We start from the raw sequence: 12899 nt of genomic DNA on the forward strand, positions 1-12899 counted from the left end.
GCCCAACATGGCAAGCGGCAGGATCAGCTCCCTGGCCGGCCACCCGGCGCCTGAGTCGTCGCTCGTCGACGTGTCCAGGCTCGTTACCGCCTACTTTGCGAGCGTGCCCGACCCCACGGTCGTGGCCCAACGCGTCGCGTTCGGCACCTCGGGCCACCGCGGCTCGGCCCTCGACGCTTCGTTCAACGAATGGCATTTGCTGGCGATCACGCAGGCGATATGCCACTACCGCAAAGCCAACCACATCGACGGGCCGCTGTTCTTGGGCATCGATACGCATGCGCTTTCGGCGCCTGCGTGCGCCAGTGCGCTGGAAGTGTTGGCGGCCAATGGTGTCGATGTAATGTTGGCGACCAACGACGAGTACACGCCAACGCCAGCGGTCTCGCATGCGATCGTGGGCTACAACCGCCGGCGTTCGCACTTGAGTGACACTGGCCTCGCCGACGGCATCGTGGTGACGCCTTCGCACAACCCGCCGCGCGACGGCGGTTTCAAGTACAACCCGCCGCACGGCGGCCCGGCTGGCCAGGACATCACGAACTGGATCGAGGCCGAGTCCAATCGCCTTCTCGAAGCACGCCTCGAAGGCGTGAGGCGCGTCTCTCACGCCAGAGCACTTCAGGCCGCAACGACGCATCGCTACGACTTTCTGAACTCCTACGTCGGTGACCTCGGCAACGTGATCGACATGGACGTGATCCGCCAGGAGAAGGTGCGCATGGGCGTCGATCCGCTGGGCGGCGCCGGAGTGCACTACTGGGCGGCCATTGCCGAGCGCTACCGCCTCGACCTGACCGTCATCAGCGAGGTCGTTGATCCGACCTTTGCCTTCATGCCGCTCGACTGGGACGGCAAGATTCGCATGGACCCGTCGTCGCCGTATGCCATGCAACGGCTGGTGGACATGAAGAGCCGCTTCGACATCGCTTTCGCCTGTGACACCGACCACGACCGTCACGGCATCGTCACCTCAGGGGGCGGCTTGCTGGCGCCTGACCACTACCTGGCGGCGGCCATCGACTATCTGTTCCAGCACCGCCCGGATTGGGGGCTTTCGGCTGCAGTTGGCAAGACCGTCGTCAGCAGCCGGCTAATCGATCGACTCACGGCCAGGCTCGGTCGCCGACTGGTCGAGATGCCGGTCGGTTTCAAGTGGTTCGCCGGCAGTCTGCAAAACGGTGCGCTTGGCTTTGCCGGCGAAGAGAGTGCAGGCGCCACGTTCCTGCGCCGAGACGGGTCGGCCTGGACGACCGACAAGGACGGCATCGCGGCTGCACTGCTCGCGGCCGAGATCACTGCGGGCATCGGGTGCGACCCCGGCCAGCGGTATGCAGGCTTGGCCGAGGAGTTCGGCGGGCCAGTGGCACGCCGGGTGCAGGCCCCTGCGACGGTGCAGCAGAAAGCGCAACTAGCGGCGCTCGCACCACAGCACATCACCGCGACTGAACTGGCCGGGGAACGTATCGAGAACATCCTCAGTCACGCTCCCGGCAACGGTGAGCCGATCGGCGGCATCAAGGTCAACACAGCCAGCGGCTGGTTCGCCGCGCGGCCCTCTGGCACCGAGGATATCTACAAGATCTACGCCGAGAGCTTTGTAGGCGCCGAACACCTGCAGCGCATTCTGCAAGAGGCGCAGGCCATCGTCGATGCGGCGATTTCCCCTTCGTCTGCACTTAAAATCAATACTCCCTAAAGGGCTCTTCCATGTCTGATTCCTTGAACCCTGACACCCTGCAGAAGATGCACGCCTACTGGCGTGCGGCGAACTACCTATCGGTCGGGCAGATTTACCTGCGGGACAACCCGCTGCTGGAGCGCCCGCTCACGCTCGGCGACATCAAGCCTCGCCTGTTGGGCCATTGGGGCACGACGCCGGGCTTGAACCTTCTCTATGTTCACCTGAATCGGCTGATCAAAGAGAACAACCTGAACATGATCTACGTCATGGGTCCTGGTCACGGTGGGCCAGGCATCGTAGCGAACAGCTATCTGGAAGGGTCTTACACCGAACATTACCCAGCCATCGAACGCAACCGCAACGGCTTGAAGCGGCTGTTTCGACAGTTCTCTTGGCCGCACGGCATCCCCAGCCACGTGTCACCAGAAGTGCCAGGTTCGATCCATGAGGGTGGCGAGTTGGGCTACTCATTGGCCCATGCTTATGGCGCTGCATTCGATAACCCCGATCTCATCGTCGCCTGCGTTGTCGGTGATGGTGAGGCCGAGACCGGCGCGCTGGCGGCGAGCTGGCATTCGAACAAATTTTTGAACCCTGCTCGCGACGGAGCGGTGCTGCCGATCCTGCACCTCAATGGCTACAAAATTGCCAACCCCACGGTGCTGGCGCGCATCAGCCGGGAAGAACTGACCGATCTGATGCGCGGCTACGGCCACGAGCCGTATTTCGTCGAAGGCGACGACCCGGTGCTCGTGCACCAGGAGTTGGCCGGCGCGCTGGATGCGGTGCTGGCACAAATACGCGAGTTTCAACAGCAGGCGCGAGCACTCGACCCGGGGCAGCCTCTGCCACGCCCACGCTGGCCGATGATCGTCTTGTGCACACCCAAAGGCTGGACAGGGCCGAAACGCGTTGACGACAAGCAAGTTGAAGGCAGTTGGCGGTCGCACCAGGTGCCGATTGCTGAGTTCAAAACAGGCGGGCATGTGCAGCAGCTCGAAGCCTGGCTCAAGAGCTACCGGCCCGAGGAATTGTTCGACGAGGACGGCCGGTTCCGTGAGGAGTTGGCTGCGCTAGCACCGACGGGCCAGCGCCGTATGGGCTGCAATCCGCACGCCAACGGGGGCGTGTTGCTGAAACCGCTGGACATGCCTTCCTTCCGCGTCTATGCCGTTCCGGTGACCGAGCCGGGAGCCATGGAGGCTGAGGCCACACGCGTCCTTGGTAGGTTTCTGCGCGACGTGATGAGACTCAACCTGAAAGCGGCCAACTTCCGACTCTTTGGCCCGGATGAAACTGCGTCAAACCGGTTGGATGCGGTGTTCGAAGTTTCAGGCAAAGTGTGGCTGGACGGTGTGCAGGAGGAGCGTGACAACCACCTCAGAGCCGATGGCCGCGTAATGGAAGTGTTGAGCGAGCACCTGTGCGAAGGCTGGCTCGAGGGCTACCTGCTCACGGGTCGTCACGGCCTGTTCTCCTGCTACGAGGCCTTCATCCACATCATCGATTCGATGTTCAACCAGCACGCCAAGTGGCTGAAGGTGTGCAACCAGATTCCCTGGCGCAAGCCGATCGCGTCATTGAATTACTTGCTCACCTCGCATGTCTGGCGGCAAGACCACAATGGCTTTTCGCATCAAGACCCCGGCTTCATCGACCATGTGGCGAGCAAGAAGGCGGACGTGGTGCGCATCTACCTGCCGCCCGACGCCAACACGCTGCTTTCGGTGGCCGACCACTGCCTGCGCAGCCGCAACTACGTCAACCTCATCATCGCCGGCAAGCAGCCTTCGCCGCAGTGGCTAGACATGGACGCGGCCGTGCGTCACTGCGCGGCCGGTGCAGGTGTGTGGGAGTGGGCCAGCAGAGATGCGGGTGTTGGTCAGGTCGACCCCGACGTTGTGATGGCCTGCGCCGGCGATGTGCCAACGCTGGAAGCTCTGGCCGCCGTGACCCTGCTGCGGACATATGTTCCCGATATCCGCATCCGCTTCGTTAACGTCGTCGATCTCATGGTGTTGCAGCCGCCCTCAGAACACCCCCACGGCCTGGCCGACCGCGAGTTCGATGCCCTGTTCACCACCGACAAGCCGGTGATCTTTGCCTTCCACGGTTACCCTGCAATCATCCATAAGTTGACCTACCGGCGGCACAATCACGACAACATTCATGTGCGCGGTTACAAGGAAGAGGGCACCACCACGACGCCGTTTGACATGGTGGTGCTGAACAACGTGGATCGCTTCCAATTGGCGCTGGACGCGATCCAGCGCATTCCGAGGCTGGCGAACCAGGTCGCCGCGGAAACCGCGCGGTACGAGACAACCATGCAACGCCACAAGCTCTACATCGGCGAACATGGCGAGGACATGCCGGAGATTTTGGACTGGCGGTGGACAGCGTGAAAGTTTGTGGATGCACTCGCTGAACGTTCTCGCGATGAACAGCGGCTCGTCGTCGCTCAAGTTCGGCTTGTACCGCGTCGATTCGACCGGAGCCCAGAAGTTGCTCGGTGAGACCATCGCCACGGCTGAGAATCCGGACGCGATCACCCAGGTCGCCAGCGTTCTGGCAGCATCCGGGATGCCGCCACCGGATGCCATCGGGCACCGCATCGTGCATGGCGGGCCTGCGCTGCGGCAGCATTCCCGCATCGACGATGCGGTGCTGCGCCAGCTGCAAGCCGCCGCCGCCTTTGCGCCGCTGCACGCGCCCGCCGCGCTGGCGCACATCCGTTTCGCACAAGCGCACTTTCCCGGCGTTCCTCAGGTCGCGTGCTTCGACACCGCCTTTCATGCCGAGTTGCCAGAGGTCGCCCGTGTGCTTCCGATCGCCAGGGAACTGCAGTCTGAAGGCATCCAGCGCTACGGCTTCCATGGACTGTCGCTCGAATCGATTGTGCAGCAATTGGGCAATGGCATGCCGGTGCGGCTGGTCATCGCCCATCTCGGCAACGGTGCAAGCATCACCGCAGTCAAAGGTGGTAAGTCGATCGACACCAGCATGGGCTTGACACCAACCGGCGGTGTGATCATGGGCACGCGCAGCGGCGACCTGGACCCGGGCTTGCTCGTGTACCTGATGCGCGAGAAGCGGCTTGACGCTGCCCAGATCGAAGCCCTGGTCGATCACCAATCCGGCCTCAAGGGGATTTCTGGACTGGATAGCGACATGCGGCAGTTACACGAAGCGGCGCCGTCCAACCCGGACGCGCGGCTGGCCATCGAGATGTTTTGCCAGTCCGTGCGCAAGCAGATCGCTGCGATGATCGCCGTGTTAGACGGGCTTGACCTGCTTGTTTTCACTGGCGGAATCGGCGAGAACGATGCAGTTGTGCGTGCGTCTATCTGCGCTGGTTTGTCTTGGATAGGCGTAAATCTGGACGAAGCCCGCAACTGCTTGGCGAGCAATCCGATCAACAACGCCACATCGCGATGTTCGGTGCAGGTTCTCGTGTCCAAGGAAGACGAGCAGATTGCCCGCCATGCGTGGGCCTTGGTCGCATGAACTCGCATGCCGTCAGCAGGAGGGAGAGGGTCACTCGTTCTCGACTGGCCACAATGGTCTGGACCCCTCCCATTCGATCGAGCACATCAGGTTGATGATGGCGAAGCTGCCTTCGGAGCATCGTTGGAGACGCGTAGTAGCCGAAGTCTATCTGCCCCGGAACCGATTGGCCCGACCGACAAGACTGATCATCTCGGCGGCCGCATGAATCGTCAGCCGATGCGGTGTAAAATCCCGTCTCGGCAAGATGTACGCCGCCATATCGCGAATCGCTTCAAGCTGTTGTTCACCGGCTTGAGCCAGCAACGCGATGACGAGGTTTTCGAGCGCAATGACGCGCACTTGAAGCTGCACCAGCTCGGCGTTGCTCAACGGTGGTGAATCGGCCCGTGGCTTGCGAAGGCCAGAGCCAGAGTCCGGGTCGGCGGGCCCAGCGCCGCCCTCGTTCTCCCAACGTGCGAGTGCACGGTCGCGCAAGCGCTGCGAAGAATCGGCGCGTCGGTCAGGCGCGTTGGTCGAGTCGAAGGTCATGCGTGCGACGTGCTGGAAAGCGCGTCTGAGCCAGGTTGCATGACGGTGCCATGAGGGACGCCATCGATGTGCACTTGCAGCCACCATTCCAGCAGCGCCAGATGCCACAGCTTGCTGCCCTGGATGCGCGTGAAATGCGCCTCCGGGTTGGCCAGCAGCTTTTCGACATACGCGCGCTGGTACAGCCCGCGCCGGATGCAAGCATCCGACTGCAGAATGCCCCGCATCAATTCCAGGAACGGGCCGCGCACGTGTTTCAAAGCCGGCACAGGGAAGTAGCCTTTCGGACGGTCGATCACTGCATCCGGGATCACGCCGCGCGAGATCGCCTTTAAGGGAAATTTTCCCCCCTCCTTGAGTTTCAGTTCGGGCGGCATCCTGGCGGCAAGTTCGACCAGCTCGTGGTCTAGGAAGGGCACCCGCACTTCCAGGCCCCAAGCCATCGGCATGTTGTCCACGCGCTTGACCGGATCATCGACGATCAAGGTCGTCGCATCAAAGCGCCAAACCTCGTCGAGAAAGGTGTCGGCCTGCGGCGTGGCGAGTTCGCGCGCGACCAGCTCCGTTGTCACGTCGGGCACGTGCCATGCCGGCGCAATCATCTCCAGATACTCCGCATGATCACGGTCGAAGTAATGCCGGCCGAAGCGTTCGACTGGCGGGCCGGTTTCAGCATCCATCAACGGGTACCAGAAGTAGCCGCCAAACACCTCGTCGGCGCCTTGCCCGGCCAGTACCACCTTCACTTCCTTCGACACCCGCTCGCTAAGCAGGTAGAACGCGATGACGTCGTGGCTCATCATCGGCTCTGTCATGGCCGCCACGGCTTCTGGCAAGCGGGCAAGCACCTCGCTGTTGGGGATTAAGTGCTTGTGGTGGCGGGTCTTGAACTGCGCAGCGATCAGGTCCGAGAACTCGAACTCGTCAGCCTTCTCAGCGCCCACACTGACCCCCGGGATGCCCTCAAAGCCAATCGAGAACGTCAACAGGTCGTCCACTTGATCGGCCAGCAATCCAACCAGCAGGCTCGAATCCAGCCCCCCCGACAGCAGGACCCCCACCGGTACGTCGGCGGCCAGGCGGTGGCGGTCAAGCGCGCGCACCAGGACCTCGCGCGTCTTTGCAAGCCATTGCGCTTCTGAAAGCGGCTCTGTCAGTCGTGTCGCATCCAGCGTCCAGTAAACCTTCTGCGCGACGGCCCCGCCCATGCTGACTGTCATCGTGCTGGCGGGCGGAAGTTTGCGAACGCCGGTCAGTATCGTGCGCGGTGCCGGCACCACGGTGTGCAGCATGAAGTGGTGGTGCAATGCGACAGGATCGAGACGTGTATCGACGCCGCCGCCAGAAAGCAGCGCGGGCAAGCTCGATGCAAACCGCAGACGATTGTCATCCTGGGTCAAGTACAAAGGCTTGATACCGAAGCGGTCCCGCGCCAGAAACAGACTGGCGCGACGCATATCCCAGATGGCGAAGGCGAACATGCCGTAGAAACGTTGTACGCACTGTTCGCCCCATGCAGCGTACGCCTTGAGAATGACCTCGCTGTCACCTTCCGAGACGAAGGTATGGCCCATTGAGATCAGTTCGGCACGTAGTTCCCGGTAGTTGTAGATCGTGCCGTTGAACACCAGAGCGAGGTGCAGTGTGTCGTCCACCATCGGCTGTTCGGCGTTTGCAGACAGGTCGATGATTGCGAGGCGCCGGTGCCCAAAGGCAACCGGTCCGTTCGCATATGTTCCCGCGTGGTCTGGTCCGCGGCGTGCCAGCGTTTCGGATATGCGTTTGATTACCGCCATGTCAGGTGACGTGGCGTCGAATCTCAGTTCACCGCAAATGCCGCACATGGAAGGCCTGGCGTAGGATGGGTAAGCCGTTCCTCGACACGGCCAGATGCACTGCGGCACCTTCCAGAGAACGGGATGCGATGCTGCCTGTTCTTGAAGGCGCATCCATATGCGGTGATGGTAGAAAAGCGTTCACGGGTTGGGACAGGTTAGGTTGAGCATTCGGTATGTCTAAACAGGATATCAGTCGTTGCCTCCCCCTGTCTGTTCGATGGACGATCCGGTGGCGACAGTGACATATCGATGTAAGGCAGTGCGCTGAGTTCGGTAGCAATGTGTCGCTTTGTAGGCTGAGCAGCGCGGGCGGGCGTACTATGGGGCAAATGTCTGAATCCCTCTCCTTTCACCCAACCGGGCGTCGATCTTCATGAGCTTGGCTGCACACAGCTGATATTTCGTCCGGAGATATCGCCTCCCAAAAATGTCGGGTGGCGTGCTGTCAACCGGACCTCAAAGTGCCGGCGGGTAACCAGCCTCGGTCAGCGCTTCGACGAAATCCGACCGGTCTTCGGTCGATTCGATCTTGACCCTTTTGGTGTTTATGTCGACATCCACCTTGGAGTTGGGATCGACGAGCTTGGCGGTCATGGCGACGGTGCTGGCGCAGTGGCCGCAGCTCATGTCTGGCAGGTTGAATTCAAGCATCAAAGGCTCCTAAAAAATTGGAATGTCTAAATTTAGACCTTGCCACCGTGGCAAGGTCAAAATGTTTCGTCACATATCCACATGCTGGGCAGGGAATTAACTTCTACCGGCTTGACCCTTCCATGGTGGGAAGGTTCAGAATTTCCTCATCGCCGCCACGCCGGCCTAAAAGCAGATGAGGAACACCGTGAACACAGCAACAGCAGTTCAACCCAGCGCGCCAGGCCAAATCGACTGGACCTTACCAGTCGAGGGAATGACCTGCGCGTCCTGCGTCAGCCGCGTCGAGAAGGCCCTTTCGGCTATTCCGGGTGTCAGCGAGGCGAACGTGAACCTGGCAACCGAGGCGGCCACCGTCCGGGCCGATAAGGGCGTGGCCCTGAATGCGTTACGCGCAGCCGTCGAGAAGGCCGGATACACGGTGGGCGAACAAACGGTGCAATTGAGTATCGAGGGCATGACCTGCGCATCCTGCGTTGCTCGCGTCGAAAAAGCCTTGCTCAAAGTGCCCGGCGTGACCTCCGCCCAAGTCAACTTGGCCACCGAAACCGCCGAGGTTAAGCTGGCGAGCCGTGATCTGGACGTCAGCGCTCTGACTGCGGCGGTGGCCAAGGCCGGCTATGCCGCGCGCGCGATCGCCGAGGAGAAGAGGCAGGGGGAGGCGGTCAAGGGCGGCAACGAATGGTGGCCGGTGGCTGTCGCGGCCGTGCTGTCGATTCCGCTGGTCATTCCGATGGCCGCCATGCTGTTCGGCATCGAATGGATGCTCCCTGGCTGGGTGCAATTTGCCTTGGCAACGCCAGTGCAGTTCTGGCTGGGCGCCCGGTTTTACCGCTCTGGGTGGAAAGCACTCAAGGCGCGCGCCGGCAACATGGATCTGCTGGTGGCGCTTGGGACCTCAGCGGGTTATGGCTTGAGCGTGTACCAATTGCTGGTCCACGGTGACCATGGGATGGCACACCTCTACTTTGAGGCCTCAGCAGTAGTGATCACCTTGGTACTGCTCGGCAAATGGCTGGAAACCCGTGCTAAACGCCAGACGACAGAAGCCATTCGCGCGCTCAATGCGTTGCGGCCGGAAACAGCCCGGGTGCGCCGGGACGGACAGGATCACGGAATACCGATCAGCCAGGTGCTCAAGGACGACATCGTGGTCATTCGCCCGGGGGAACGCGTACCGGTGGACGGCGTGGTGGTGGAAGGGGCCAGCCAGATCGATGAATCCCTGATCACGGGCGAAAGTCTGCCCGTGGCCAAACACGAGGGTGACAAGGTCACCGGAGGTTCAGTGAATGCGGAAGGCTTGCTGCTGGTAAAAACCACCGCCATTGGCGCCGAATCGACCCTGGCGCGCATCGTGCGGCTGGTCGAATCCGCCCAAGCGAAGAAAGCGCCCATACAGCGCTTGGTCGACAGGGTCAGCGAGGTCTTTGTGCCGGTGGTGATCGGCATTGCGCTGGTCACCTTGCTGGGCTGGGGCCTCAGCACGGGGAACTGGGAAAACGCCATTCTCAACGCTGTAGCGGTGCTGGTTATTGCCTGCCCCTGTGCTCTGGGCCTGGCCACTCCCACAGCGATCATGGCTGGTACCGGGGTTGCTGCCCGGCATGGCATCTTGATCAAGGACGCCGAAGCACTCGAAATTGCACATAGCGTCAAAGTGGTTGCGTTCGACAAAACCGGTACGCTTACCGAAGGCAAACCAGAGCTGGTAGCAGCCGATGCCGTCGATGGCAATCGTCTGGCTTTTCTTGCGGCAAGTGCCTCTATCCAGGCGGGCAGCGAACACCCTTTGGCACGCGCCGTCATGGATGCCGCTGTTCAAGAGGGCGCTCAACTGACATCGGCGTCCAAAGTTCGCGCTATTGCCGGCCGCGGCATGGCTGCCGTAGTGGCGCAGCGTGACCTGCGCCTTGGCAGTTCACGTTTCATGGACGAACTGGGAGTGGGCCTTGGGCCCTTATCGGGACGTGCCGCCGAGCTCCAGGCCCAAGGCCGGACGGTGTCGTGGGTGGCTGACATCACAGACCAACCGGTGCTTTTGGGCTTGCTGGCGTTTGGCGATGCTGTCAAACCGACGGCGGCACTAGCCATCGCTAAGCTCCACGAACAAGGTGTCAGGTCCGTACTGGTGACTGGCGACAACCGCGGCAGTGCCCAGGCGGTGGGCAAGCAACTCGGCATTGATGAAATCCGTGCCGAAGTGCTGCCGGAAGACAAAGCCAGGATCGTGGGTGAACTGAAAGCCGGGGGCGTCATCGTCGCCATGGTTGGGGATGGCATCAATGACGCGCCGGCGCTGGCAGCTGCGGACGTCGGAATCGCCATGTCCACAGGAACAGATGTCGCGATGCATGCTGCGGGCGTGACGCTCATGCGCGGCAATCCGGCCCTGGTAGCTGATGCAATCGACATCTCGCGCCGTACTTACGCGAAAATCCGCCAGAACCTGTTTTGGGCATTTATCTACAACGTGGTGGGTGTGCCGCTGGCAGCCTTCGGTCTGCTGAGTCCCATGGTTGCTGGCGCGGCCATGGCTTTTAGCAGCGTCAGCGTGGTGACGAATGCCTTGATGCTGCGCCGCTGGAAAGGAAGCAACACATGAACCAATCGAATATGGGGGGGCCATTCAACATCGGCGAAGCCGCTCGCCAATCCGATGTCTCCGCAAAAATGGTGCGGCATTACGAGTCGCTGGGTCTGCTGCCCAGCGTTGATCGAACGGACTCAGGGTACCGCCAGTACTCTGATAAAGAGGTTCACACCCTTCGCTTTATCAAGCGTTCCCGGGCCTTGGGCTTCAGCATGGCCGAAATTGCGGAGCTGCTCAAACTTTGGCAAAACCAACGACGCTCAAGCAGCGATGTTCGAAAGATCGCGCTCAAGCAAGTGGCTGATCTCAACGAGAGGATGTCAGAGATGGGGGCAATGAAGCGGGCCTTGGAGACCTTAATTCATTGCTGCCATGGCGATCACCGGCCTGACTGTCCAATCCTTGACCAGTTGGGTCAAGTTCACAACTTGCCGGCCAGCGTTAAGGCTCGACGCAGCGACTGATCCATCAGGTTTATTTGGCAGGACCTTACTTTTTGGCGCCTTCGTGAGGATGCTTTGCCAGGTATTTATCAAACTGGGCAATTTCTTTTTTCTGGTCGGCAATGATTTTTTTGGCCATTTTGAGCATTTCAGGATCTTTGCCGCTGCGCAGTTGAGCTTCCGCCATGTCGATGGCACCCTGGTGGTGCATCCGCATCATCATGGCGAAATCTGCGTCGGCATTGCCGGTCATATTCATCCCGGCCATCTTGTCGTTGTTGTCCTTCATCATTGCCTTCATATCCATGCCGCCTTGCATTTGAGCGGCGGCTGCTGGCATCCCTGGCATGGCGCCGCCAGTGGATCCAGACGATTGTGCATGCGCGACAGGCCAAACTAAAGATACTGCCAAGGTCATTGCACCGAGGCGGCAAGTGTTTAAAAGAGTGAACTTTGAAATCATGATTGTTCCTTTATTGAATTGTTTTAAGCCATCGTCGCCATGTTGCGGCACTCTTGGGCGCAGGCATGGCAGGCCTTGGCGCAGACTTGGCAATGGTCCATGTCATGCTTGGCGCACTCGTCACCGCAGGCTTGGCAGACGTCCGCGCACGCTTTGCAGATCGCTTTGGCGTTTTCGCTGCCTCGTGCCATAGCCGCAGCCGCGACCGCACAAATCTGAGCGCAATCCATGTCCAGCGCAATGCACCGGATCATCATCTTTACATCGGGCTCCTGCAGGCATGAAGCGGCGCAGTGATTACAGGCGATGACGCAAGCGTTACAGGCCTCTATGCAGGCGGCATGAATTTGGCGTGGCATATCTAACTCCTAACGTGAATTTGTTTGGGCCGACATTGGCTCCTACATTCAGAGATTAGTTTGCGAACCCGAAAATCGTGTAATCAAAAGGCTTTAAATGCAGTAATCTCTAAAGCATCAACAATTAAAAGCAATATCCGAAGCAGTGCCGATCCGTACAAGGAAATCCATGCAACGGCTCCGTAGGGTGACCACTTAGACTATTTGCGAAGCTTCGGGGCGCTACTGTGTGGGGACGGCGCAATTTGCTGGTGGGTTCTCTGAATATGCGCTGCATGCCCCAGATTCCGGGTGTTGTGATGCTTTGTATTCCGGGAGGCTTTTTCCAGACCGGAGAGAATGCCGCAATCGGCTGACGCATTGCCTGCCTGGCATTGCAGGCGCAGCGACTTCAACTCTTTCTCAAGAATACGAAGCTCGCGAATGCGTGTAGCAACATGGTCAATGTGCGCATCAAGTAGTGCATTGACCTCGTCGCAGTTCTCCTCCGGGGCATCCTTGAAATGAAGCAGGGTTCGAATCTCACCCAAAGTCATGTCCAAAGATCGACAGTGGCGAATAAAGGCAAGCCGTTGGATGTGACTCTCGTCATAGACGCGATAGTTCGCCTGATTCCTGTTGGCCTCAGGTAGCAAGCCCTCTCGCTCGTAGAAACGAATGGTTTCCGATTGTGTTTGGGCCAGCTTGGCCAATTCTCCGATCTTCATGGGGAAATCCTCCTTCAAACCAAAGGCAATACGGCTGACAAAGTTCGGTTTATCAGCACTTGACCTTAAGGCCGCTACAGGGTTTCCAATTAGGCATGAAATCAGAAAACTTGCCAAACACCC

The 12899-nt window shown here is 60.1% G+C and carries 11 protein-coding genes; 5 read left to right on the plus strand and 6 right to left on the minus strand.

The window, feature by feature from the left end; all coding sequences use genetic code 11:
- The first annotated feature begins 7 nt into the window (after positions 1-7).
- From pgm to PSV26_RS11740, 3 genes are read left to right on the plus strand one after another with little or no spacing between them, the layout of a single operon-like run.
- Positions 8-1699 carry a phosphoglucomutase (alpha-D-glucose-1,6-bisphosphate-dependent) gene (pgm, locus tag PSV26_RS11730; RefSeq protein WP_300570892.1) on the plus strand — a complete coding sequence of 564 codons (1692 nt, stop codon included), beginning with the start codon at positions 8-10 and terminating at the stop codon, positions 1697-1699.
- 11 nt (positions 1700-1710) lie between these two features.
- A complete protein-coding gene (locus PSV26_RS11735) occupies positions 1711-4089 on the plus strand; it encodes a phosphoketolase (protein ID WP_300570895.1) in 2379 nt (792 codons plus the stop codon).
- Positions 4090-4099: 10 nt separating this feature from the next.
- Positions 4100-5191 carry an acetate/propionate family kinase gene (locus PSV26_RS11740; RefSeq protein ID WP_300570908.1) on the plus strand — a complete coding sequence of 364 codons (1092 nt, stop codon included), beginning with the start codon at positions 4100-4102 and terminating at the stop codon, positions 5189-5191.
- Between the two features lie 147 nt (positions 5192-5338).
- Here the strand turns inward: PSV26_RS11740 and PSV26_RS11745 are convergent, their stop codons facing one another.
- The 3 genes from PSV26_RS11745 to PSV26_RS11755 form a co-directional block, all read right to left on the minus strand.
- Positions 5339-5722 carry a hypothetical protein gene (locus tag PSV26_RS11745; RefSeq protein ID WP_300570910.1) on the minus strand — a complete coding sequence of 128 codons (384 nt, stop codon included), beginning with the start codon at positions 5720-5722 and terminating at the stop codon, positions 5339-5341.
- Positions 5719-7566, minus strand: a complete 1848-nt coding sequence (locus tag PSV26_RS11750) for an N-acetylglutaminylglutamine amidotransferase (protein WP_300571740.1) — start codon at positions 7564-7566, stop codon at positions 5719-5721. Before PSV26_RS11750 ends, PSV26_RS11745 begins: the two co-directional genes overlap by 4 nt.
- Positions 7567-8016: 450 nt before the next feature.
- Positions 8017-8211: a heavy-metal-associated domain-containing protein gene (locus PSV26_RS11755; protein ID WP_096698832.1), complete on the minus strand. Its 195-nt coding sequence runs from the start codon at positions 8209-8211 to the stop codon at positions 8017-8019.
- Between the two features lie 175 nt (positions 8212-8386).
- Here PSV26_RS11755 and PSV26_RS11760 point away from each other — a divergent pair, with 175 nt between their 5' ends.
- Together PSV26_RS11760 and cueR are read left to right on the plus strand one after the other, a co-directional pair.
- Positions 8387-10816: a heavy metal translocating P-type ATPase gene (locus PSV26_RS11760; protein WP_300570913.1), complete on the plus strand. Its 2430-nt coding sequence runs from the start codon at positions 8387-8389 to the stop codon at positions 10814-10816.
- Positions 10813-11268 (plus strand): Cu(I)-responsive transcriptional regulator, encoded by a 456-nt coding sequence (cueR, locus tag PSV26_RS11765; protein ID WP_300570915.1) that lies wholly within the window; start codon positions 10813-10815, stop codon positions 11266-11268. The genes PSV26_RS11760 and cueR overlap by 4 nt, the downstream gene beginning before the upstream one ends.
- Before the next feature lie 25 nt (positions 11269-11293).
- Here cueR and PSV26_RS11770 read toward each other — a convergent pair whose 3' ends face one another.
- The 3 genes from PSV26_RS11770 to cadR form a co-directional block, all read right to left on the minus strand.
- Positions 11294-11710, minus strand: coding sequence for a DUF305 domain-containing protein (locus PSV26_RS11770; RefSeq protein ID WP_293595772.1), 417 nt, complete (start codon positions 11708-11710; stop codon positions 11294-11296).
- Between the two features lie 23 nt (positions 11711-11733).
- Positions 11734-12069, minus strand: a complete 336-nt coding sequence (locus PSV26_RS11775) for a four-helix bundle copper-binding protein (protein ID WP_300570917.1) — start codon at positions 12067-12069, stop codon at positions 11734-11736.
- A gap of 200 nt (positions 12070-12269) precedes the next feature.
- Positions 12270-12776, minus strand: a complete 507-nt coding sequence (cadR, locus tag PSV26_RS11780) for a Cd(II)/Pb(II)-responsive transcriptional regulator (protein ID WP_293595770.1) — start codon at positions 12774-12776, stop codon at positions 12270-12272.
- Positions 12777-12899 lie beyond the last annotated feature (123 nt).

Source organism: Polaromonas sp., from assembly GCF_029945685.1.
GTDB lineage: Bacteria > Pseudomonadota > Gammaproteobacteria > Burkholderiales > Burkholderiaceae_C > Polaromonas.

Excerpts from the sequence above, each read along its gene's own strand:
- PSV26_RS11760 (WP_300570913.1), top strand. The coding sequence starts at position 8,387 with ATGAGGAACACCGTGAACACAGCAACAGCAGTTCAACCCAGCGCGCCA.
- PSV26_RS11750 (WP_300571740.1), bottom strand. The coding sequence starts at position 7,566 with ATGTGCGGCATTTGCGGTGAACTGAGATTCGACGCCACGTCACCTGAC.
- PSV26_RS11770 (WP_293595772.1), bottom strand. The coding sequence starts at position 11,710 with ATGATTTCAAAGTTCACTCTTTTAAACACTTGCCGCCTCGGTGCAATG.
- cueR (WP_300570915.1), top strand. The coding sequence starts at position 10,813 with ATGAACCAATCGAATATGGGGGGGCCATTCAACATCGGCGAAGCCGCT.
- PSV26_RS11740 (WP_300570908.1), top strand. The coding sequence starts at position 4,100 with ATGCACTCGCTGAACGTTCTCGCGATGAACAGCGGCTCGTCGTCGCTC.
- pgm (WP_300570892.1), top strand. The coding sequence starts at position 8 with ATGGCAAGCGGCAGGATCAGCTCCCTGGCCGGCCACCCGGCGCCTGAG.
- PSV26_RS11735 (WP_300570895.1), top strand. The coding sequence starts at position 1,711 with ATGTCTGATTCCTTGAACCCTGACACCCTGCAGAAGATGCACGCCTAC.
- PSV26_RS11775 (WP_300570917.1), bottom strand. The coding sequence starts at position 12,069 with ATGCCACGCCAAATTCATGCCGCCTGCATAGAGGCCTGTAACGCTTGC.
- PSV26_RS11755 (WP_096698832.1), bottom strand. The coding sequence starts at position 8,211 with ATGCTTGAATTCAACCTGCCAGACATGAGCTGCGGCCACTGCGCCAGC.
- cadR (WP_293595770.1), bottom strand. The coding sequence starts at position 12,776 with ATGAAGATCGGAGAATTGGCCAAGCTGGCCCAAACACAATCGGAAACC.
- PSV26_RS11745 (WP_300570910.1), bottom strand. The coding sequence starts at position 5,722 with ATGACCTTCGACTCGACCAACGCGCCTGACCGACGCGCCGATTCTTCG.